Annotated in this window: 19 protein-coding genes, 1 rRNA gene and 1 pseudogene; 4 read left to right on the top strand and 17 right to left on the bottom strand. The window is 55.4% G+C overall.

Annotated elements, in window-relative coordinates:
* The first annotated feature begins 211 nt into the window (after window positions 1-211).
* A 5S ribosomal RNA gene (gene rrf / locus ACK13D_RS14950) occupies window positions 212-327 on the top strand.
* A gap of 277 nt (window positions 328-604) precedes the next feature.
* Complete coding sequence (locus tag ACK13D_RS14945; protein WP_010257813.1) at window positions 605-1,894, top strand: MFS family transporter; 1,290 nt, start codon at window positions 605-607, stop codon at window positions 1,892-1,894.
* Between the two features lie 9 nt (window positions 1,895-1,903).
* Here the strand turns inward: ACK13D_RS14945 and ACK13D_RS14940 are convergent.
* From ACK13D_RS14940 to trxC, 5 genes and pseudogenes are all read right to left on the bottom strand, one after another.
* Window positions 1,904-2,224 (bottom strand): annotated as a pseudogene (locus ACK13D_RS14940) (YfiM family lipoprotein).
* Window positions 2,225-2,250: 26 nt separating this feature from the next.
* Window positions 2,251-3,606, bottom strand: a complete 1,356-nt coding sequence (gene pssA / locus ACK13D_RS14935; RefSeq protein ID WP_029519515.1) for a CDP-diacylglycerol--serine O-phosphatidyltransferase — start codon at window positions 3,604-3,606, stop codon at window positions 2,251-2,253.
* A 117-nt stretch (window positions 3,607-3,723) separates the two neighbouring features.
* Window positions 3,724-6,381, bottom strand: a complete 2,658-nt coding sequence (locus ACK13D_RS14930) for a bifunctional acetate--CoA ligase family protein/GNAT family N-acetyltransferase (protein WP_010672150.1) — start codon at window positions 6,379-6,381, stop codon at window positions 3,724-3,726.
* Window positions 6,382-6,519: 138 nt separating this feature from the next.
* Window positions 6,520-7,197 (bottom strand): tRNA-uridine aminocarboxypropyltransferase, encoded by a 678-nt coding sequence (locus tag ACK13D_RS14925; protein ID WP_050679752.1) that lies wholly within the window; start codon window positions 7,195-7,197, stop codon window positions 6,520-6,522.
* 81 nt (window positions 7,198-7,278) lie between these two features.
* On the bottom strand, window positions 7,279-7,698 hold the full coding sequence (gene trxC / locus ACK13D_RS14920) for a thioredoxin TrxC (protein ID WP_010257800.1): 420 nt from the start codon (window positions 7,696-7,698) through the stop codon (window positions 7,279-7,281).
* 159 nt (window positions 7,699-7,857) lie between these two features.
* On the opposite strand from trxC, the gene ACK13D_RS14915 reads away from it, so the two are divergent.
* The gene (locus ACK13D_RS14915; protein WP_010672152.1) at window positions 7,858-9,039 is read left to right on the top strand and encodes a tRNA/rRNA methyltransferase; all 1,182 of its coding nucleotides are present in this window, start codon (window positions 7,858-7,860) and stop codon (window positions 9,037-9,039) included.
* 36 nt (window positions 9,040-9,075) lie between these two features.
* On the opposite strand, the gene emrB is transcribed toward ACK13D_RS14915, so the two are convergent.
* The 12 genes from emrB to ACK13D_RS14855 form a co-directional block, all read right to left on the bottom strand.
* The gene (emrB, locus tag ACK13D_RS14910; RefSeq protein ID WP_010257793.1) at window positions 9,076-10,611 is read right to left on the bottom strand and encodes a multidrug efflux MFS transporter permease subunit EmrB; all 1,536 of its coding nucleotides are present in this window, start codon (window positions 10,609-10,611) and stop codon (window positions 9,076-9,078) included.
* A 16-nt stretch (window positions 10,612-10,627) separates the two neighbouring features.
* On the bottom strand, window positions 10,628-11,800 hold the full coding sequence (emrA, locus tag ACK13D_RS14905) for a multidrug efflux MFS transporter periplasmic adaptor subunit EmrA (protein WP_010257791.1): 1,173 nt from the start codon (window positions 11,798-11,800) through the stop codon (window positions 10,628-10,630).
* Between the two features lie 150 nt (window positions 11,801-11,950).
* Window positions 11,951-12,481 carry a transcriptional repressor MprA gene (gene mprA / locus ACK13D_RS14900; RefSeq protein WP_003850381.1) on the bottom strand — a complete coding sequence of 177 codons (531 nt, stop codon included), beginning with the start codon at window positions 12,479-12,481 and terminating at the stop codon, window positions 11,951-11,953.
* Window positions 12,482-12,783: 302 nt separating this feature from the next.
* Window positions 12,784-13,971, bottom strand: a complete 1,188-nt coding sequence (locus ACK13D_RS14895; RefSeq protein ID WP_010672153.1) for an MFS transporter — start codon at window positions 13,969-13,971, stop codon at window positions 12,784-12,786.
* Window positions 13,972-14,183: 212 nt separating this feature from the next.
* Window positions 14,184-15,182, bottom strand: a complete 999-nt coding sequence (proX, locus tag ACK13D_RS14890) for a glycine betaine/L-proline ABC transporter substrate-binding protein ProX (protein ID WP_010257785.1) — start codon at window positions 15,180-15,182, stop codon at window positions 14,184-14,186.
* Between the two features lie 61 nt (window positions 15,183-15,243).
* Window positions 15,244-16,335 (bottom strand): glycine betaine/L-proline ABC transporter permease ProW, encoded by a 1,092-nt coding sequence (gene proW, locus ACK13D_RS14885; protein WP_010257782.1) that lies wholly within the window; start codon window positions 16,333-16,335, stop codon window positions 15,244-15,246.
* Window positions 16,332-17,528: a glycine betaine/L-proline ABC transporter ATP-binding protein ProV gene (gene proV, locus ACK13D_RS14880; protein WP_010672155.1), complete on the bottom strand. Its 1,197-nt coding sequence runs from the start codon at window positions 17,526-17,528 to the stop codon at window positions 16,332-16,334. Before proV ends, proW begins: the two co-directional genes overlap by 4 nt.
* 501 nt (window positions 17,529-18,029) lie before the next feature.
* Complete coding sequence (gene nrdF / locus ACK13D_RS14875; RefSeq protein WP_010257777.1) at window positions 18,030-18,989, bottom strand: class 1b ribonucleoside-diphosphate reductase subunit beta; 960 nt, start codon at window positions 18,987-18,989, stop codon at window positions 18,030-18,032.
* 8 nt (window positions 18,990-18,997) lie between these two features.
* Window positions 18,998-21,136 carry a class 1b ribonucleoside-diphosphate reductase subunit alpha gene (nrdE, locus tag ACK13D_RS14870; protein ID WP_320503801.1) on the bottom strand — a complete coding sequence of 713 codons (2,139 nt, stop codon included), beginning with the start codon at window positions 21,134-21,136 and terminating at the stop codon, window positions 18,998-19,000.
* Window positions 21,106-21,519, bottom strand: a complete 414-nt coding sequence (nrdI, locus tag ACK13D_RS14865; RefSeq protein ID WP_033778606.1) for a class Ib ribonucleoside-diphosphate reductase assembly flavoprotein NrdI — start codon at window positions 21,517-21,519, stop codon at window positions 21,106-21,108. Before nrdI ends, nrdE begins: the two co-directional genes overlap by 31 nt.
* 4 nt (window positions 21,520-21,523) lie before the next feature.
* Entirely contained in the window at window positions 21,524-21,766 is a 243-nt protein-coding gene (gene nrdH, locus ACK13D_RS14860; RefSeq protein WP_010257769.1) for a glutaredoxin-like protein NrdH, read from the bottom strand.
* Window positions 21,767-22,069: 303 nt separating this feature from the next.
* On the bottom strand, window positions 22,070-22,387 hold the full coding sequence (locus tag ACK13D_RS14855; RefSeq protein WP_010257764.1) for a DUF883 family protein: 318 nt from the start codon (window positions 22,385-22,387) through the stop codon (window positions 22,070-22,072).
* A 153-nt stretch (window positions 22,388-22,540) separates the two neighbouring features.
* Here ACK13D_RS14855 and ACK13D_RS14850 point away from each other — a divergent pair, with 153 nt between their 5' ends.
* Entirely contained in the window at window positions 22,541-22,876 is a 336-nt protein-coding gene (locus ACK13D_RS14850) for a DUF2002 family protein (protein ID WP_003850360.1), read from the top strand.
* Window positions 22,877-22,942: the final 66 nt, after the last annotated feature.

Below are 22,942 nucleotides of genomic sequence, written 5' to 3'. Positions count from 1 at the left end.
AGGCTTAACCTTACAACGCCAGAGGCGTTTTTGAGAGACACGATTTTCAGCCTGTTACCGGATAAAAATTAGCGGAAACGAAAGATTTTGCGGCGTGACAAGGCGCAGAGCGAGGACGTCAGCGGGAGCATACTGAAGTATGTGACCGGTGTGGCTGAGCGATGGCAACGCGGTCATGGCGTAAAAGATTCGTTTCGTGCACCAAGATTTGCCTGGCGGCTTTAGCGCGGTGGTCCCACCTGACCCCATGCCGAACTCAGAAGTGAAACGCCGTAGCGCCGATGGTAGTGTGGGGTCTCCCCATGCGAGAGTAGGGAACTGCCAGGCATTAAATAAGTGAAGAAGCCCCGCACGAAAGTGCGGGGCTTTTTTACGTCTGCACTTTGCCACGTTAAGCTGAAAACGTGACCTGCAGGCATGCGGTATGTCACCCTTAACTCCCCATTCTTGACTTCTGAATGACCAGCAACCCGCTGATTTTTCGATAATTAGCGACATGGCTCACAATAATAATCTCGGATTACGCCGCCTTTACCTTCAGTAGACTTAAATGCTTTACTCACTCCTTTAAACGCTGTTGATCAGCAAGGAACAGAGGTAAGGCATGGCACCCACAAATAATAAAACTCAGACGGATGATACAAAGAAACGTATCTGGGCTATCGTCGGCGCGTCATCGGGTAACCTGGTTGAGTGGTTCGACTTCTACGTTTACTCCTTCTTCTCACTCTATTTTGCCCACATTTTCTTTCCACAGGGCGATACCACGACTCAGTTGTTACAAACAGCGGGCGTTTTTGCGGCAGGATTTTTAATGCGTCCGATTGGCGGCTGGCTGTTCGGCTATATCGGCGATAAACATGGCCGAAAAAATTCGATGCTGGTTTCGGTCTGCATGATGTGTTTTGGTTCGCTGGTGATCGCCTGCTTACCCGGTTACGCAACGATCGGCGTGGCTGCGCCCGTCATTCTGCTGCTGGCGCGTATGTTTCAGGGATTATCGGTGGGCGGAGAATATGGGACCAGCGCAACCTACATGAGCGAAGTGGCTCTGGAAGGACGCAAAGGATTCTACGCCTCATTCCAGTATGTCACGCTGATTGGTGGCCAGTTAGCGGCGGTACTCACCGTCGTGGTCCTGCAATTTCTGCTGACGGATGCAGAACTGCGAAGCTGGGGATGGCGTATTCCGTTCTTCCTCGGCGCACTCCTCGCCGTTGTCGCATTATGGTTACGACGCTCACTGGAAGAGACCTCAGATAAGACGAGCCGCGAACATCGCGATGCGGGTAGCGTAATCGGGTTACTGCGCAATCATACTCGTCCCTTCCTGATGGTGCTGGGTTTCACCGCAGGCGGCTCCCTGAGTTTTTACACCTTCACCACCTACATGCAGAAGTATCTGGTTAATACGTCAGGTATGGATCCTAAAACCGCCAGTGGCCTGATGACCGGTGCTTTGCTGGTCTTTATGCTGATTCAGCCGATTATCGGTGCCCTGTCAGATAAAATCGGTCGTCGCACCTCGATGATGATTTTTGGCGCGGGCGCGGCCATCTGTACGGTCCCCATTCTGACACTGTTGCAAAACGTGCAGAGCCCTGGTGTGGCTTTCCTGTTAATCATGCTGGCGCTGCTGATTACCAGCTTCTACACCGCCATCAGTGGCATTCTTAAAGCAGAAATGTTTCCGCCACAGGTGCGCGCACTGGGTGTAGGACTATCTTACGCAGTAGCGAATGCGATCTTTGGTGGGTCGGCAGAGTATGTTGCGTTGCTGATGAAGCAGCAGGGGATTGAGACGACTTTCTTCTGGTATGTTTCAGCGATGGGCGCGGTGGCATTTCTGGTGTCGCTGTTGCTGCACAAGCGCGGTAAGGGGATTAAGCTTTAACAGAGAAAGCTACTGACTCAGATTCCACAGGGCAATGCCGCTGGCAGCACCAGCGGCATCCCATGCGCAATCCTTCCAGCTCCAGCTGCTGCCATTCGGGCGGCTGTCATATCACTCTTTTCCTGCCCCAGGGGTAATGAAAACAGGATGCCGATAGTCTGGCTTTGCCGGTCAGAATGGTGCTGACGCTGCCTTCCCATATTCACTACCGGCAGCGGCCAGGACTGCAGAGGCGACAAAATGCTCCGCTTTATCCCGTCCGGTCCACTGATCTTCCGCCATATGGGCGCATCCGCTACACAACAACACAGCAAGCAGCACACTTCGCATAGCAGATGCCTTATTGGCCGCAGTGATTAAAGAATCCGGCTGATCAGGCGATCGATACGTATCCGGCGCAGACGGCGAATCAGTTTGCGCACCTTGGCCGGGTAATCAGCAATACTCTCAAGCTCACGGAAATGCGTCACTACCGTTGTGTTCTGCCGGATTAACGTCAGCTCCTTCTCACGCTGAGCCGCTAACTCCTGATGAGGATCGTGGATCAGCACCGCATTTTCCAGATCGAGCCGCCAGGCACGTGGATTGAGGTTATTACCGGTAATCAGCTGCCATTCATCATCAACCCACATTCCTTTAAGGTGATAACTGTTCTCGCCATCCTTCCACAGTCTCACGACCAGCTGATCGGTCGTAACGTAGTAGTGCAAACGGCTCATAAAGCGACGCAGATTGATTTCATACAGGTAAGGCAGCGCGCCGATGATTTTGAACGGCTGATCGGGCGCAATATAGAAGTCATTGGCTGTTTTATCGCCGACGATGATCTCAACCTGTTTTCCCTGACGCAGAAGATGAATGATATTACGTACCAGCAAGGCGGGCATGTTGAAGTAGGGTGTACAGATGATCAGCTTCTGTTCCGCACAGGGCATCAGGTGGAAAATGGTTTTATTGAGCAGGCTATGCTTACCCAGACCGACCAGCGGCGTGACCGTCAATTCATCGTTGCCGGCATTCCCTTCAAACTGATAATTGAAACCGCGCAGATCCTGACGGAACTGGCGTGTCTCATTTTTAATTTCAGGACTTGAGGGGCGCTCAGCAAAATCGAGTCGGTTTACCGCTTCCGCTGATTTCAGATTGAGCGTGATCCAGTCATACATCGTATCTGTCAGCTGGGAATTACGGATAACCTGATAACGGTCATAGCGATACTTATCATGCTGATGCAGGTAGACATCATTGATGCTGGCACCGCTGTAGAGCAGCATATCATCAATAATGAATCCTTTAAGGTGGAGCACGCCCAGCGCTTCACGGGTATTGACCGGGATTCCATAAACCGGGATGGCGATATCCGGATAACGTGTCGCCATTTCGCAATACCAGTCGGCATTGGTTACGCCTCGCGCTGCGCCAATTCGCCCACGCTGCGCACGGTGCCAGTCAACCAGAATCGAGATATCCAGCTCCGGCCGCGCCTGCTTCGCACTATAAAGCGCATCCATGACGGCACGTCCGGCGTCATCATTTTCCAGATAGAGCGCAACAATACAGATGCGAGTCTGCGCTGCCGCAATCTTCTCCAGCAACGTCTGGCGAAATTCGGCAGGCGAGTAAAGTGTCGACACATCCGCAACGGATTGTGACAGTTTCGGCAGCTGTGCGAGGTGTTGTTGGTGTTTGTTACGTTTAAATTTAGACAACATCACAGTGCACTTCTTCTCTGTTCATTGCATGGCCTTTTGCCATCAAATCAGGGTTATAACCACAAATAATAACATCAACTTCGCCGATTCGAACGTTTTTTACCTTTCTCTACAAGGTTAGTTGATCTCATTCTGTAAAGACAATTTCAGGCTGACAATACCGTCATCCAGTTGAATATCAACATGAAAGTTGAGCTTTCGTGCCAGCGTAATCATGCCGCGGTTATGGGGCATGGTGATACCGTTCAATTGTTGCAAGCCGTGATGCCGGGTATAGCGGATCATCTTTTCCAGCAGACGACGGCCCATGCCTAAGCCTTTCAGGTCGGAACGGACCAGCACCGAAAACTCCGCATCAATGTTATCTGCATCAGAGATAGCGCGGGTGACGCCGATGATCTCGGATCGTCCATGATGCTGACGTACCGCCACAATCGCCATCTCGCGGTCATAATCGATCTGGGTCATGTTGGCGAGATCATCATGAGTAAACTCACTGATTTCACTGAAGTAGCGGTAGTAGAGATCTTCTTTGGTGACCTGACTGATGAAATCGCGCAGCAGGGGCTCATCCTCTGGCAGAATGGGCCGGAACAGGCAGAATTGCCCATCCTTTAACTCTACCTGCTCTTCCAGATGCTGAGGATAAGGACGTATTGCCAGCCGTGCTTCGTTATCGCCGTGGAACGGAGCCAGCGTCAGGGTGACATCCAGCAGGGTAAAATCATTGCCCGCAGCCAGCAGCGGATGAATATCCAGTCGCTGGATCTCCGGACAATCCACCACCAGGTTAGAGACCTGCACCAGCAGCTGGCTTAAACCGGGGATATCCAGCGGATTCAGCGCGCTGCGGCTGCGGATCTTTCCGCTCTTGATCGCCTGAATCACCAGATAGCGTGCCAGCGTCATATTCAGCGGGGGAAGGGCAACGGCAGCCTGTTTATCGGCCTGCCATTCAACGCCGCCTTCCCCCAGCATAATGATCGGGCCAAACAGGGCATCCTGTTCGACCACGACCCGCAGCTCCTGTGCGCCTGCACGACTCGCCATGCTCTGAACCAGCAGCCCTTCGATACGTGCCTGCGGCAGCGTCTGTTTTACCCGATCAAAAATGGCCTCAGCGGCATGCTCCACTTCGCTGGCATTACGCAGGTAGAGCATCACGCCCTGCACCTCCGATTTATGCGCGATATCGGGTGAACGCAGTTTCAGCGCCACCGGATAGCCAATCTGATCGGCAATCGCCACTGCCGCCTTACTGTCGCTGGCGATCCAGGTCGGCAGCGTGGCCAGGCCGTAAGCCTGCAACACCGGCTGCACTTCGTGGGTATCCAGCGCGGTAACACCGCGCTCCAGCGCCTGTGACAGCAGCTGGTGTGCATGGGCGCTGTCCAGGTTCAGGGTGGCGGGCAGGGCAGGGGTTTCGCGCAGCTGCTTCTGGTTACGGCGGTACTCAACCTGATGCATAAAGGCGGTCACCGTTCCCTCTGGCGTGCGCCAGGTCGGTATCCCCGCCTGCGTAAAGGCTCGGCGTGCGGCTTGTGAAGAGAACTCGCCGCTCCAGTTGGTCAGCAGCGTCACCAGCTTACCGCGCGGGTGACGGGCGATGGTGTCGATCAGATGTCCGGCCGTTTCAGTCGCGGGCGCGACCGCGCTTGGCGCATGAATAATCATCAATGCATCAAGTTCATGGCTGTCGAGCAGGATCTCTGTGCAGGCGGCATAACGTTCTGCTGTGGCGTCATCTTTTAAATCCAGCGGGTTGCCGCGGCCTGCGCCAGCGGGCAACAGCGCCTCGAGCTGCTGAATCGTCTGCTCGCTGAGCTGCGCCAGTTTCCCGTTGCGGGCATAGAGCTCATCCAGCGCCAGCGCGGCGGGGGCGGCACCATTACTGATGATCATCAGCCTGTCGCCACGCAGCGGCCGCATATGACTCAGCGACTCAACGGCGGAGAAGAGCTCATGGGTATCCTGCACCCGCAGTAACCCGGCACGCTGAATGGCTGCATCCCAGGCGGCGTCCAGACCGCTGTGGGTGCCCAGCAGCGCCTGTGCTTCCCGGCTGCGACCACTCTTGATCACCAGAATCGGTTTATTACGGGAGGCGCTGCGTGAGGCAGAAACAAAACGACGCGCATCGCTGAGGTGCTCAAGATAGAGCAGGATAGCGCTGGTTTTACCGTCGCGAGCCAGGAAGTCGAGCAGATCATCGACATCGGTATCCAGACTGTCACCCAGCGCGATAAACCAGGAGAAACCGAGATTACGCTGCTGCGCCCAGTCGAGAATGGTATTGGATACGGCGGCGGACTGGGAGATAAATGCGATACGGCCTTTCTCTATCGGCACTGGCGAGAAGCTGGCATTCAATCCCTGCCAGGGGGCCAGCAGTCCAAGACTGTTCGGGCCCAGCAGACGTATCTGCCACTGGCTGGCACAGGCTTTGAGTTCGGCAGACTGGCTGGCGGGCGCAGAGAGAATAATGCAGGCTTTGCAACCTTTCTCCCCGAGCTGTTGCAGCAGTTCGAGGTTACGTTTTGAGTGGGTGCAGATCACTGCCAGGTCTGGCGCGAAAGGTAAGCTGTCGATGGTGGGCCAGGCCAGTACGCCGCTGACCGCTTTATATTTCGGCGTCACCGGCAACACCGGGCCGCTAAAACCGCCCGCCAGCAGGTTACGCATCATAAAGTATCCGGCGCGCCCTGGCGTGACCGAGGCACCAATCACCGCAATTGATTTAGGTCGTAACAGCGCTTCCAGTCCGCGTTGGCTCATCTCGCTCTCCAGAGTTCGGGATTTGCGTGATTGTAAACGCTTTTTGCTGGCAGTGCTTCCGGGCAGATCGCAGGCTGCGCATCCCGATTTTAATCTCTGTCACCGCAGGGACGCTCCCGCCAGGAGGTGACTGGGCGATTAAACCTGTCCGGCGTGGTGCGGTTTCCCTGCCAGGTAGGCCGCGCGGAACTGATCAAAATGGTGAGATAACGCCTCAGCCGCCAGCCGATCGCCCGCCTGCGCCAGCAGCGCCGCAGCCACTTCAGCAGTGCAGTGCTGACCTGCGCCGTGGGCTTCACGCAGCGTATAGCGCGACGGGGTGCTGACATCCAGCGACATCACCGGCAGGGCGTCGAGCCAGGGGCTTTTACGGAACATTTTGCGGGCTTCGGTCCAGGTGCCGTCCAGCATAATAAACAGCGGCGGCTTGCCACTGACGGGCGGCGTTGTCAGCACTTCGCGACCGGCATCGGCATAAGCGGCCGGGAAAACGACCAGCGGCTGATAATCGGGATTGCGCACCGCCGCCAGCAGCAGCGGATCCGGCTCGGTGCGTGACCAGCCAAAAGCCTGAGTTTCCGGCAGAATATCGGCAATCAGCCGGCCGGTGTTGCTCGGCTTCATCGGCTCGGTATCGAACATCACCAGGCAGAAGCGGCTACGGGCGGACTGCGGCACGATCTGACTGCAGAGACAGTTGACTTCTGGCAGCAGGCAGCCCTGACAGCGGATGACCCGATTCCCGCGTGCGAGGAAAGGACGGGTGGATCGGGCCAGGCGTTGGGTGCGCAAGCGCAAAACAGCATTATCAGACATGAGTATTCAGGGCAGGAAAAACGTCAGTGTAATCGAAGCGCAGGCGAAAAGGAAAAGGCCAGCCAGGCTGGCCTCTGAAGATTAAAGTGACTCATCCAGCCATTCATTGAAAGGCGCTTTGGGCATCGCGCCATTCAGCATGTCGACCCGCTCGCCGTTCTTAAACAGCATGATGGTCGGGATACTGCGAATGTTGAAACGGGCGCTCAGGGCCGGTTCCGCTTCGGTGTTTACTTTAATAAAGCGGACTTTACCGCTGCGTTCACTGGCGACATCTTTAAACACCGGCGCAAAATTGACACAGGGACCACACCAGGGCGCCCAGAAATCGATCACCACCGGCAGATCATCCTGCAGATATTTGTCAAAGTTAGCGCTGGTGGCATTCACCACTTCGCCATCAAATAACGCATTTCCACAGCGACCACATTTCGCCACGTCGGCAAGGCGTTCTTCAGGAACGCGATTGGTTGCCTGACAGGAAGCGCATACCGTATTCATAGGAACCTCTGATTTTGAAAAGTGTCAGTCTGATAAATATTGTTCATTATGAAAGGGGACGGATTCCCTCTCAATCTGGATTGCTCTATAGGTTCAATAGTTGATAGCTAAGCGCCAGCACATCAGGTAATCTGCGCGCTCTCAATGCAGGAGGAAGACATGAACGACGAATTTAAAGGCAAGAGCGGTAAGGTTAAGGTGATGTACGTGCGTGGCGAGGACGATAAAAGCGCGCGCGCGCCTAATCCTCGTACAGGCAAAGGTGGTCACGCTGCTGCTCGTTCGGATGATAATCGTCGTTCGTCTGGCCCCCGTACTGAACGCAGTCAGGAAGGTGGTCGCTCCGCTGGCCGTCGCAGCGACGACACCGGTCGCAGCAGTTCACCGCGTCGTGATGAAGGCGGACGTGGCGCTCCACGCCGTTCAGACGATGGCGCAGGCCGCCGCAACGATCGTGGCGATGATAATCGCGGCGCCTATGGCAGCAGCGATTCCCCATGGCGCACCGTGTCACGCGCGCCATCAGCAGATCGTCCGGCAACCGAAAGCGATAAGCCGGATCATGGCGGCATCAGCGGCAAGAGCTTCGTCGATCCCGAGCAGATCCGTCGTCAGCGTAACGAAGAGACGCGCGTCTATGGTGAGAACGCCTGTCAGGCGCTGTTCCAGAGCCGTCCTGAAGCGATTGTTCGCGCCTGGTTCGTGCAGGAAGTGACACCGCGTTTCCGCGAAGCGCTGCGCTGGCTGGCGGCTAACCGCAAAGCCTATCACGTCGTGGAAGATGCAGAGATTACCAAAGCGTCAGGCACTGAGCATCATGGTGGCGTCTGCTTCCTGATCAAAAAGCGCATGGGTATGGCGGTTTCTGAATGGCTGAGCCAGGCGAATACCAAAGATTGCGTGCTGGCACTGGAAGATGTCAGCAACCCGCATAACCTCGGCGCGATTATGCGCAGCTGCGCGCACTTTGGCGTAAAAGGTTTGCTGGTGAACGACGCCTCGCTGCTGGAGTCAGGCGCAGCGGTACGTACCGCAGAAGGCGGTGCTGAGCATGTGCAGGCCATCAGCGGCGCAACCTTCAGTGAAGGTCTGGAAGCGTTCCGTAAAGCGGGTTACACCATCGTCACCACCTCCAGCCATCAGGGCACGCCGCTGGCGCAGGCTCAGCTGCCGGAGAAAATGGTGCTGGTGTTAGGGCAGGAGCGTGAAGGTCTTTCTGATACCGCGTTCAAACAGGGTGACATGAGCCTGTCGATTGGCGGCACCGGCAACGTAGAAAGCCTTAACGTCTCGGTCGCAACCGGCGTACTGCTCGCCGAATGGTGGCGTCAGAACGCATAAAAAAACGGGCCGAAAGGCCCGTTTTGCTGTGTAACGTTAGTGCGCACCACCACCACCGCCGCCTGCGCTAAACGGCGGACGGGCAAACCAGATCAGCACTAACAGAATCAAAAAGACCCCCGCCGACGCCCAGAAAATTTCATTCGCTGAAATAATCAGTCCCTGGTTAGTAATCTGCTGCGCGATCCAGGCCGACGCCTGCTGCTGCGTCATCCCCATGCTCTCCAGCTGGCTATACATCTGCTGCGAATTGACGTTGTAAGGGGTAATCGACTCCGTCAGGTAGCTATGATGCATCGACTCGCGGTTACTCCACATAGTGGTGGTAATCGACGTTCCCACCGAGCCTGCAAAGGTACGCATAAAGTTCGACAGGCTGGAGGCTGCGGCCATGCGCTCCGGCGGCAATCCCGACAGCGTAATGGTGGTCAGCGGCATAAAGAAGCAGGCCACGGCAAAGCCCTGAATAAACTGCGGCCAGGCTGAGGCACCAAAGTCCATTCCCGGTTCAAACGTATACGCGCGCCAGTAGAAGCAGACGGCATACATAATGAAGCTGAACGTGACCAGCCGTCGCATGTCGAGCTTATGGGCAAAGCGTCCGATGATCGGCGACAGGATCACCGGCAAAATGCCCACTGGCGCAGACGCCAGACCGGCCCAGGTTGCGGTGTAGCCGTAGACCTCCTGCAGCAGCTGCGGCAACAGAACAATCGAGCCGAAGTAGAGCATATAAGCCAGACTGATCGACAGGCAGCCAATGGTGAAGTTGCGCGACTTAAACAGCGACAGGTCTATGATCGGGTGATCGTCAGTCAGCTCCCACACCAGCAGGACTGACAGCGCAATCACGGCCACTACCCCGAGCACGATGATCTCGGACGAGTTAAACCAGTCGAGCTCCTTTCCGCGATCCAGCATCACCTGCAAACAGCCGATCCCCACCACCAGCAGCACCAGCCCGACCATATCGATCCGCCGGATTTCGGTTTTGGTTTCCCGGCCACGCAGGGTTTGCAGCGTCAGTATCACCACCGCCACACCAATGGGCACGTTGATAAAGAAGATCCAGCCCCAGTGATAGTTATCGCTGATCCAGCCGCCCAGTATCGGACCACAGATCGGTGCGACGATCACCGTCATCGCCCACAGCGACAGCGCAACACTGCGCTTGGCGGGCGGATAGTTGTTGAGCAGCAGACTTTGCGACAGCGGGATCAATGGACCCGCGACGATCCCCTGAATGACGCGGAAGAAGATCAGCATCTCCAGGCTGTCTGACATGCCGCATGCCCAGGAGGCGATAGCAAACAGAATGGTCGACCAGGTAAAGAGCTTCACTTCACCTATGCGTTTTGCCAGCCAGCCGGTCAGCGGGATCGAGATCGCATTGGCCACACCAAACGAGGTGATCACCCAGGTTCCCTGGGAGTTCGACGCTCCCAGATTACCGGCAATAGTGGGGATAGCCACGTTGGCGATGGTCGAGTCCAGAACCTGCATGAACGTCGCCAGCGATAGCGCAATGGTCATCAGGACCAGCGGCATTCCTTCAAGCGGTTTTTGTGCCATTACAGCCTCCGCGTCATCATCCGGCGTTGGCGCGGACGATATCGGTGATCAGCTGATTGACCGGCGCAAGGTCAATCGCCAGTGCGTTGCTGCTGTAAGCGGCTTGCTGACGGGCGCTGGTGGCCAGCGCGCTGCCCTCTTTGCTGGTGGTATCGATTTTAACCAGCGTTGAGAGGCCAATACGCAGCGGATGTCTGGCGATATCTTCCTGATTCAGTTCGATACGAACCGGCAGGCGCTGAACCACTTTGATCCAGTTACCGGTGGCATTCTGTGCCGGCAACAGTGAGAAGGCGCTGCCGGTGCCCATATCCAGTCCTGCAACTTTGCCCTGATAAACCACTTCGTCACCGTAGATGTCGGCAACCACGGTGACAGGCTGACCAATACGAACGCCAGCCAGCTGGGTCTCTTTAAAGTTGGCATCGACCCACAGATTCGTTGCAGGCACGACGGCGAGCAGCGGGGTGCTGGTGGAGATTTGCGAACCGACCTGTACGCTGCGACGGGAGACAAAACCATCCATCGGGCTACGGATTTCGGTGCGCTGCAGCGCCAGCCAGGCGTCACGCAGCTCAGCCGCGCTCTGTTGCACGGCAGGCTGATTTTCCAGTGAGGTGTTGAGGATCATCGCCTGATTCGCATTGTATTGCTGAATCGCCACGTCCAGTTGTGCTTTGGCCGTCGCGACGGCATCGCGGGCGTGCTGCAACTCTTCACGGCCAATCAGATTAGCTGCGCCTAACGGCTCACGGCGTTTCAGGTCGGCCTGCGCCTGCGCCAGAGCGGTCTGTTGCAATGTAATGCTGGCCTGATACTGTTTGCCATTAATCATCAGCTGATGCGTCTGACGCACGCTGGTGGCGAGTGCCGTCTGCGCTTTTTCAAACGCCTGCTCCGCATCCGTCTTATCCAGTGAAACCAGCACATCGCCTTTTTTGACGAAATCGGTATCTTCAAACCAGACTTTATTCACGCTACCGGAGACCTGCGCCATCACCTGCACCTGGTTACCCGCAACGTAGGCGTCATCCGTTTCCTGAAAATGGCGCAGGACCAGGAACCAGTAAACTCCCCAGGCAATACCAATCAGCACAAAGATCAGCGCCAGCACGATGAGCACACTTTTGCGCTTCTTCTTTTTGTTGGCTGACGGTTGCGGGCTTTGTGCTTCTGCCGTTGCACTCATGTCTTTCTCCACGTTTTCCATTTAGTCGGGCGGCAGAAATCCCTTTTCGCCAGCGCCCGAGTCGAAAAAGCCAGCGACTGAGCGCTGGCCAGATAAAAAAGGAAATTAAAATAACGATTCCGACAGGTGATTGTGTCGCACTTATTGCTATTAGCGGGAAAGCGAGGCGATCAGCTGATCTTCATCCATTTTATCAAGACGATTAAGTAGCTTACGGGTGATGCCTTCCAGCTGTGACTTCTCATCGACGGAGAGCGAAGACCAGAGGTATTGCAGGCTCTGATGCTGAGGTGGCAGCAGCTGACGCAGGAACTCCATCCCTTTATCGGTCAGATGCAGGTGCAGGCAGCGACGGTCGTGATCGCTTTCGCGACGCTCAATCCAGCCGCGCTTTTCCAGTTCATCAGCAATGCGCGTGGCATTGGTGCGCGAAGAACCAAGGGCAGAGCTGAGCTCAGAGGGCTGAATACTATGGTTTTCCTGTGCATCCAGCGTAATCAACGCCATGAACAGGGTTTCATTAATACCCTGTGCTTTCAGCATCTTATTACGGTTGTCCAGCAGTTTACCCTGCATATGCATACAGAGACGCGTCAGAATAATTTCCTGCAACGGAAAATCCTTATGGCGATTGGCACGGATGTTTAGCATCTGCTCAATGGGAGTAAACGAACTTTCCATTAAAAAAAACCTCACTAATTGCAACTTGTATAATAACTATGGTGACAGGATAAGCGTAGTCACTTTTTGGCAGGTGATCGCTGACAGAATCACTATTCACCATCAAAGGTATTCCAGGCCATTCCCTGGCCCTGGGTCAAAAACCCGTACGTCCGGCGGCAGCCGCTGTGCCGGAACGTGATCAAAAAGGGGGCAAATTTAATAATATCGCGGGGAAAAATAACTGAAGTGAATAGGTTTGCTACTAACCATAACAAACCTAACCATTTGTGACCAGACGCAATGCGCTGTCCGGCCAGGCTTCAGTTGATTTTTTCCGGCTCAAAGCGCGATCCGGCTGCCCAAATCAGCAGATTAACCACAGTCAGCAGCGCGCCAGCGCCACAGACGCCATACCAGCCCCAAAGATGGTAAGCGGTCGCGGAGAGCAGTGAGCCGGCCGCGCCACCCATAAAGTAGCTGGTCATGTAACCGGCATTAAGACGGTTCCGCGCCTCCGGCATCTGCGCGTAGATCACGCTTTGATTGGTGATATGGACGGCCTGTACCGCCAGATCCAGCAGCAGGATGCCGACGATCAGCGGCGCAAGCTGCTCCGCGCCCCACGCAATGGCAGCCCACGACAGCAGCATAAGCAGCAGGCCCAGTTGGGTGGTCAGCTTCGCTTTACCCTTGTCAGCCAGCGCGCCCGCCTGACGTGCGGCCAGCGCACCCGCGGCACCGACCAGCCCCAGCAAGCCAATCTCGCCCTCTGAGAAGTGATAGGGCGCCCCGGCGAGCAGAAAGGCCATTGAGGTCCACAGCAGGCTGAAATTGGCAAAGGAGAGGCAGCCGGTCCAGGCGCGGGTGCGGAGCACCCGATTACCGGCATACAGGCGAAAGATGGAGGCCAGCAGTTGCGGATAGCTCATGGGCACAGACTGTTTCACGCGCGGCAGCGATCGCCACAGCGCCAGGGCCATCACCACCATCAGCAGGCTGGCAGTCCAGTAGACGGTACGCCAGCCGCCAAGCTGCGCCAGGCCGCCTGCCACGGTGCGCGCCAGCAGAATCCCCAGCAGCAAACCGCTCATTACCGTTCCCACTATTTTGCCGCGCCGCTCCGGCTCTGCCAGCGTGGCGGCCAGCGGCACCAGGATTTGTGCGGCGACCGAGAACAGGCCGGTCATCACCGTGCCCAGCAGTAAAAAGAGAAAGGAGTGCGAAAGGGCGATAATCACCATGCCGGCAGCAGCCAGCAGGATCATCGTAACAATCAGGCTGCGTCGTTCAAACCGATCGCCAAGCGGCACCAGCAGCAGCAGACCGCAGGCGTAGCCCAGCTGCGCCGTGGTGACAATAAATCCGGCGAGGCTGACAGAGAGATCAAACTGTTGGGCGATGGTATTCAGTAGTGGCTGAACGTAGTAATTACTGGCTACGCAGAGGCCGGTTGCTACTGACATCAGCATTACTAAAGCAGGCGTCAGACCCTGGCGAGTCGCATTCATAAACAGCATCGGTCGCTAATAATCATTTGAGGTTAATAGTAACTCAAAAAACTATTTCACACGCATGTTTATTAACAGGCCATACCAGTCGGGAAAGCAAGCATAAAAAAAGGGCAGAAAAATTTCTGCCCTCAGATAACGGCCCGACTAAAAGCGTATGCTCCCTGAGCCAGCACTTTTATCAACCACCCTGGGGCGGAAATGTTTTCATGTTATTGCGCGGCGGCCTGCGCCTCGCTGATCCATTTATCGAACTCAGCCTGATGCGCCTTAATCCAGCCATCCACATGACGGTTAATCGCCTCTTCTGAGTTTTGTCCGGCATGCATTGCTGAGTTTTCAGCATTGATATCGGTAATGGGCAGCTTCATGACCGCAAACAGACGGGCAGCCGCCGGGTTTTTCGCCGCCCAGGCTTTGTTGGCGACGATGTGCATGGTGTTAACCGGGAAACCGTAGTTCGCGCCGTTTGGCAGCTTAGTATCCACATCCTTCTGTTCGCCAGGCAGCGAAGAGAACGGCACCTGCAGCCAGACCACATCGCGGCCCGGCTTAAGCACATCGCTCAGCCAGTAGGGCGTCCAGGTGTAATAAAGGATCGGTTTACCCTGCTTGTAGCGTGCCAGCGTATCCGCCACCATCGCCGAATAGTTACCCATATTGGCGGTTACGGTATCACTAAGACCGAAGGCGCTGTTCTGATGATTAATCACCGCTTCACAGCCCCAGCCTGGCGTACAGCCGGTCATATCCGCTTTGCCATCGCCGTTGGCGTCAAACAGGCTGGCGATCTTAGGATCTTTCAGCTGTTCGATATTGGTGATGTGATATTTCTCGGCGGTCTTCTTATCAATCAGATAACCCTGGGCGGCACCGGTAACGTAGGTTCCCTGACGATAGAGCTTCTGATCGCCACCGGCGGCTTTGTACATGTCGTCATGCAGCGGCTGCCAGTTCACCGCGGTAAAGGTGGCGTCGCCAGCGGCGATAGAGGTGTAGCCCACGTTGTAATCCACTTCACTCGGCTTGCTGACCTGATAGCCGAGTTTTTCCAGCGCGCGGCTGACAATCAGGGTCTGAAAAGTCTCTTCAGCGATAGTGCTCTGTATGGGTTGTACCGTAATACCTTTGCCCGGCAGATCGGCAGCGGAGACGTGTGAAACGGCCAGCGTGGTTACCACGGCGGCGAGCAGAGAGGCTCTGTTGCGCATAGTCATTCCTTATTTCAGATGTCGCGTCAGGATGGGCGGCGCGCAGGCACCGCCCGACAGATTATTTTTTACGCGAAGGAGAGAAGATCAGGCCCAGCGGGCCGGTGTGATACCAGTGACGATTACCGCGGCTGCGGCTATCGCGACCAAACGATTGGGTCAGGCGGTCAAGGATAATGGCAAGGATCACAATCCCCACACCACCCACCGTAGCCAGCCCCATATCGAGACGGCCAATACCGCGCAGAACCATCTGACCGAGTCCGCCCACGGCGATCATCGAGGCGATCACCACCATCGACAGCGCCAGCATCAGGGTCTGATTGACGCCCGCCATAATGGTGGGCATCGCCAGCGGCAACTGCACTTTGAATAGCAGCTGACGCGGACTGGCACCAAAGGATTCGCTCGCTTCGATCAGATCGGCGGGCACCTGCTTAATGCCGAGAATAGTCAGACGCACAATCGGTGGCAGGGCGAAGATAATCGTGACCACCACGCCTGGCACGTTGCCGATACCAAACAGCATCACAATCGGCACCAGATAGACAAAGGCGGGTGTTGTCTGCATCGCATCCAGCAAGGGGCGTACGATACGCGCTGCCCGTTCACTGCGGGCCAGCCAGATCCCCAGCGGCAGGCCGATGAGAATGCAGAACATCAGCGCGGTAAGCACCAGCGCCAGCGTGACCATCGCCTGCGACCAGGCGCCAATTGCGCCAATCAAGATCAGCGATACCAGCGTGGCGATGCCCATGGCGGGCGTCGCGATCTGCCAGGCGATTAGCGCAAACACCAGAATCGCTACCGGCGCGGGCATTCCCAGCAACAGCTGCTGAAAGGCGCTGAGAATATAGTCAACCGGTACCCGGATACCCTGAAACAGCGGGCGGAAGTGGTTGACCACCCAGTCGATGCCGGTAGTCACCCAGTGATCAAGCGGGATCCAGGTTTTGTGGAATGGATCCATGATATTGAAATGTTCCGGCGCGGGCGCGGGGGCGCTGTTGAGCCAGTCACTGCTGCTGGCTGCATCGGGTGTCGCGCTGCCATCGGGCGTGCCCCAGGCATCGGCACCGCCGCTGCTGGTGGGCGCAGCCTGACTGCTGGCGGCGGTGCCGCTATCCCACGGATTGGTGGTTTCCTGACTCATGGCTGGGCTCCTTCACGATCTAACGCGCGCAATAGCGTGCTTTTGGAAATGATACCGACATACTGATTCTCCTCACCGACCACTGGCACCGCACAGGGCGCCTGAGCGACGTGCGAGAGCAGATCGCTCAGTGAGGTATCGGCGGGCACCGCGGCTGGCGAGTCGAGGAGGGCGCTATCGAGTCCCAGACCTGCTGCCAGCGCGGCTTTCAGCGAGTCGGTGGAGACCACGCCAAGAAACTTCTGTTTCTCCAGCACGTAACCGTAGTCGCGGTCTTCATCCTGCAGCAGCTTAATGGCGGAGCGCGGGCCGAAACCTGGCGCTTTGCGGATCAACGCTCCCGCGCTACGACGGGCGATATCCTTGGCGCTGAATACGTGACTGATATCGACGCCACGGAAAAAGGTGCGGACATAGTCATTGGCCGGGTTATTCAGGATCTCATCCGGCGTACCAACCTGTATCACTTCGCCGCCCTGCATAATGGCAATACGGTCGCCAATACGCATCGCTTCATCAAGATCGTGGGAAATAAAGACGATGGTGCGCTGATGCCTGGCTTGTAAATTAACCAGCTCATCCTGCATTTCAGTACGAATCAACGGATCCAGAGCGGAGAAGGCCTCATCCATTAATAAGATGTCGGGATTGATGGCCAGTGCGCGGGCTAATCCGACGCGCTGCCGCATCCCTCCGGAAAGTTCATCCGGGTAAGCGTGCGCATAATTCTCCAGCCCGACCTGACGTAACGCTTCCAGTGCTTTTTCCTGGCGTTCAGCCAGTGCGACTCCCGCTAATTCCATACCAAATGCCGTATTATTTAATACATTCATGTGCGGCATCAAAGCAAATGACTGGAATACCATGCTGATTTTATTTCTGCGCACGTCACGCAGTTCGCTGGCTGATATTTTGGCAATATCGACACCGTCAATAATCACCTGGCCGCGCGTCGGCTCTATCAGACGATTGAGAAGGCGAACCATGGTCGATTTTCCTGAACCGGATAACCCCATGATGACGAATATCTCGCCTTCTTCAATGGCCAGACTGGCGTTCTTTACACCAAGAGAGAGCCCTGTCTTCTCAAGAATGACATCTTTGGTCGCACCCTTTTCAATATATTTAAACGCGCGATCCGGATTGTCGCCAAATATCTTATAGAGATTTTTTACTTCGAGCTTAATAGCCATGCAGTCATTAAATCCTGGTTGAAATATCTAATATTATCCTGTCGTTCCCGCTGAAATTTAAGCAGGCCATACCGTAGCACACTGACGTTATCTGACAACCCTGAAGTGGGATATTGGCCGGCCGCGGGACATTCAGATGCCGATTATCTTCAGTGCTCACAAGGGATAAGCGTGGATTAATTTTTTGTGAAATCATTGGCGGGTTTTTGGCATTTCAGCCGATTTGCCGCGTGAAAGGGAGAAAAACAAGCGTCACCAGGGTGAAATATTACGGAAATAATGGATTCCGATGCAGGGAAATAATCACACCTGAAACGATCGGGTTCAGTGGAATAATTGGTCGAAAAAAAAGGAAATGCGGGGAGGGGCAGAATCAACAAACGGTGAAATAGTCAGGCTGTGTTGCAGTAATATTTTTTTCTTATGATTAGACGGAATGGCGCGGCGGATACGGCACTGCCAGAGAAAACCGGATGCTGACAAAACAGCACCCGGTAACCCTCAGAAATTCCAGTCCTCGTCTTCGGTTTCGACCGCTTTTCCCATCACATAGGAGGAGCCTGAACCGGAGAAGAAGTCGTGGTTTTCGTCGGCGTTGGGCGACAGAGCCGACAGAATGGCCGGATTCACCGCTGTCAGCTCCGCCGGGAACAGCGCCTCATAGCCCAGATTCATCAACGCTTTGTTGGCGTTGTAGTGCAGGAAGGTTTTCACCTCCTCTACCCAGCCAACATCGGCATAGAGCGCCTCGGTATAAGCCACTTCGTTCTCATACAGCGCCAGCAGCAGATCATAGGCGAACTGCTGCAGCTCTTCGCGGCGCAGATCGTCAGCGGCAGCCAGCGCCTGCTGATATTTGTAACCGATGTAGTAACCGTGAACCGCTTCATCGCGAATAATCAGGCGAATCAGGTCAGCGGTGTTGGTCAGCTTGCCACGGCTCGACCAGTACATCGGCAGCCAGAAGCCGGAATAGAACAAAAACGACTCCAGGAAAACGCTGGCGATCTTCTTCTTCAGCGGATCATCGGCCTGGTAGTGTTCCAGAATGATGCGCGCCTTGTTCTGCAGCGGCGCATTCTCTTCACTCCACTGATAAGCGGCATCCACATCCTGGGTGTTACACAGGGTTGAGAAGATCGAACTGTAGGAGCGGGCATGCACCGCTTCCATAAAGCTGATATTCGACAGCACCGCCTCTTCGTGCGGGGTAATGGCATCTTCCATCAGCCCCGGCGCGCCGATCACGTTCTGGATGGTGTCAAGTAGCGTCAGGCCGGTGAACACCCGGATGGTCAGCTGCTGCTGCTGTTTATCCAGCGTCTGCCAGCCGGGCAGATCGTTGGAGAGCGGCACTTTCTCCGGCAGCCAGAAGTTGCTGGTGAGACGATTCCACACTTCAAGATCTTTGTCATCCTGAATGCGGTTCCAGTTAATTGCCTGAATCTGTTTTAGTTTCATCGTTTTCATCACAGGGAGCATGAGACGCAACCCTGAACCTCCGTGCCCTGAAGCGCCATCTGGCGCAGTCGAATGTAATAGAGCGTTTTGATGCCTTTTTTCCACGCGTAAATCTGCGCTTTGTTGATGTCACGGGTCGAGACGTCATCGCGGAAGAACAGCGTCAGCGACAGGCCCTGATCGACATGCTGAGTCGCTTCTGCGTAGGTATCAATAATCGCTTCCGGCCCAATCTGATACGCATCCTGATAGAGATGGAGATTCTCATTGGTCATAAACGGCGCGGGATAGTAGACGCGGCCGGTTTTGCCCTCTTTGCGGATCTCGATAGGGGAGACAATCGGATGGATGCTGGAGGTGGCATGGTTAATGTAGGAGATTGAACCGGTTGGCGGGATCGCCTGCAGGTTCTGATTAAACAGCCCGTGCTGCATCACCGCGTCGCGCAGCGCCTGCCAGTCCGCCTGTGTCGGCAGGGCCAGTCCGGCATCGGCAAACAGCGTCGCTACCCGTTCCGTGCGCGGCAGCCATTCGCGCTGCAGATACTTATCGAAGTAGGCGCCGCTGGCGTACTGCGATTCCGCAAAGCCATCGAAGTTCTGCTGACGCTCCTGTGCCAGCTGATTAGAGGTGCGCAGCGCATAATAGGTGATGCAGTAGAAGTAGAGATTAGTGAAATCCAGCGCTTCCGGTGAACCATAGGCGATGCCTTCCCGCGCCAGATAGCCATGCAGGTTCATCTGACCCAGGCCAATGGCGTGCGAACGGCGATTGCCTTCGGCGACCGAGGGCACCGAGCCAATTTCGCTCATCATCGACACCGAGGTCAGAGCGCGGATCGCCACATCCACGGTACGCGACAGATCGCGTGAATCCATCGCGTGCGCAATGTTCAGTGAGCCGAGATTACAGGAGATATCTTTGCCGATCCGGCGATAGCTGAGATCGTCATTGTACTCGCTGGCGCTGTTCACCTGCAGGATCTCAGAGCAGAGGTTGCTCATGTTAATGCGACCGGCAATCGGATTACTGCGGTTCACGCTGTCCTCATACATGATGTAGGGATAGCCCGACTCAAACTGAATCTCGGCCAGCGTCTGGAAGAAGTCGCGTGGCTGAATATAGGTTTTACGGATGCGGTCGTCGGCCAGCATCTCGTCATATTTCTCGCTGATGCTGATATCGCCAAAGGCCTGACCGTAGATCCGTTCAACGTCGTAAGGTGAGAACAGCGCCATCGGTTTGTTCTCTTTTGCCAGCTGGAAGGTGATATCGGGGATCACCACGCCCAGCGACAAGGTTTTGATGCGGATCTTCTCATCGGCGTTTTCGCGCTTGGTATCAAGGAAGCGGAAAATATCGGGATGGTGTGCATTGAGCCACACCGCGCCAGCGCCCTGACGCGCGCCGAGCTGATTCGCATAAGAGAAGGCGTCCTCCAGCATTTTCATCACCGGGATAACGCCCGACGACTGATTTTCAATACGTTTGATTGGCGCACCGGACTCACGCAGGTTTGACAGCAAAAAGGCGACGCCGCCGCCGCGCTTTGAAAGCTGCAGTGCCGAATTCACGGCGCGACCAATCGACTCCATATTGTCTTCGATGCGCAGCAGGAAGCAGGAGACCAGCTCACCGCGTTGCTGTTTGCCGCAGTTCAGGAAGGTTGGTGTAGCGGGCTGGAAACGGCCGCTGAGGATCTCCTCCAGCAGGGCCCGCGCAAGCTTTTCATCGCCCTGAGCCAGCGTCAGCGCCACCATGCAGGCGCGCTGCTCAAAGGTTTCCAGATAACGTTTGCCGTCGAAGGTCTTCAGGGTGTAGCTGGTGTAGTACTTCCAGGCACCGAGAAAGGTTTTGAACTCAAATCCCCAATTTTCCGCCACCTCATGCAGCGCAAGCAGGAACGCAAAATCGTACTGGTTCAGCACTTCCGCTTCGTAATAGCTCTCTGCCACCAGATAGCGTAAACGCTCAGCGCAGCTATTGAAGGGGACGGTATTGGGTTGCACATGCTGCAGATAAAACTGACGTGTCGCTTCGCGATCCTTGTCGAACTGGATGCGGCCCTCGGCGTCGTAGAGATTGAGCATGGCATTAAGGGCGTGATAATCGAGCGTCACGCCGTTGAGGGTGTCTGTTGTTGCCAAAATTGGGTTACTCCCGCTTTAACTTTCGCGATATCGTCAGGCGTTCCCATCAGCTCGAAGCGGTAGAGGCAGGGAACCTGACATTTTTTTGCAATGATGCTGCCCGCCAGGCAGTAACCGGCACCGAAGTTACGGTTGCCTGCTGCGATTACGCCACGAATACCGCGTCGGTTCGCCTCATCATTAAGAAACTGAATCACCTGACCGGGCACCGCACCGCGACTGCTGCCACCGCCATAGCTGGGCACCACCAGAATATAGGGCTGGTCGATATGCAGTTGTTGCCGGGCATCAAGCGGGATGCGCCGGGCGGGCAGGCCGAGGCGCGTCACAAACCGGTGGGTGTTTTCCGACTGGCTGGAAAAATAGACCAGCGGGAACATGTGTTTATCCTCCGACAGCAGAAAGCGTGCGCAGCGTGGCGATTTTGTCCGGGCGGAAACCGCTCCAGTGATCGTTATCTGCCATCACAACCGGTACCTGGCGGTAACCCAGTGATTTCAGGTTGTCGATCGCCTCGGGCTGGCTGTCGAGATTGATAAGCTGATAGGCGAGACCCTGACGGTCCATCGCATTTTTGGTTGCCGTGCACTGGACACAGTTATCTTTAGTGTAAATAATAATGCGCATGATTCGTATTTCCCTCTATATGCGGTTCTGATGCCCGAAAACAAAGCAGACGCGGCAGGTTGCGGGCCTCATTCTGCCGGACATCTGATGTCGTGCTGATGAGATAAATACTAGATGTAGTGGTTTTGTGGGTCAAGCCCACCAGATATAGGGTTTTATGATTTGCATTTGCGCAACAGCGGCAAAGCCAGCAGGGATGCGCCCTGCAGCCTGGAAAAATCTTTTGTAAATGTCATCGGCCAGAAAAAGGGCATAAAAAAGCCCCGCACAGGGCAGGGCTCAGGAGATTTTTTAGAGTTGAGCTTAGCGGCGTGAAGCCAGCAGCACACCCACTACGATACCGAAAGCGGCACCGATACCAACACCGTGCCATGGCTTGTCATGGACATAAGTGTCAACCTGCGCACTGGCATCACGCGCAACCTGTGAAACACGGTTGCTGCCGCCGTTCAGTCTGGAGCGGGTCTGTTTCAGCAGTTTTTCTGCCTGACTGCGTGCAGAATCCACTTCGTCTTTGGCGTCACTGCCGTAAGATTTCAGCAGCGCTTCCAGTGAATCGGCCAGTTCGTTAACATCCTGATTAATATCAATGTCATCGTTTTTTACAGTGCGATTAAACATTTTTTAGCTCCCTTTGATTTAAAAACGTAATACTAGTGTAGACGACCTTGAGATAAACGAGACGCGGGAGTGTTCTTTAGGGAAAATTCCGAATGCCCACTCTGTCATGCTGTTGTAAGGTTGCGAAGCTTTTGAAAGAGGAGAGGATCGAGCATGTATTTACGACCAGATGAGGTAGCGCGCGTACTGGAAAAAGCGGGTTTCGAAGTCGATGAAATTACCCCACGGGCCTATGGTTATCGCCGTGGAGAGAACTATGTTTATGTAAATCGCGAAGCGCGCATGGGGCGCATGGCACTCGTCATTCACCCGACACTGAAAGAGAAGAGCCAGCCGTTCGCTGAACCTGCTTCAGAAATGAAGACCTGCGATCACTACACCCAATTCCCTCTCTACCTGGCGGGTGATTCACAGGAACACTACGGCATCCCGCACGGATTTAGTTCCCGCATGGCGCTGGAACGTTATATTCAAAGCGTTTTCGGCTAACGCATCAGGCCCCGCCGCGACGGGGCACTGAACCGCCTTTACCTCCTCCCTGTTTCCCTGCCGTTG

Origin of the sequence: Pantoea sp. K16 (assembly GCF_048452805.1) — a bacterium.
GTDB lineage: Bacteria > Pseudomonadota > Gammaproteobacteria > Enterobacterales > Enterobacteriaceae > Pantoea > Pantoea agglomerans.
Note: the sequence above shows the minus strand (reverse complement) of the source record. Positions and strands in the feature narration are given on the sequence as shown.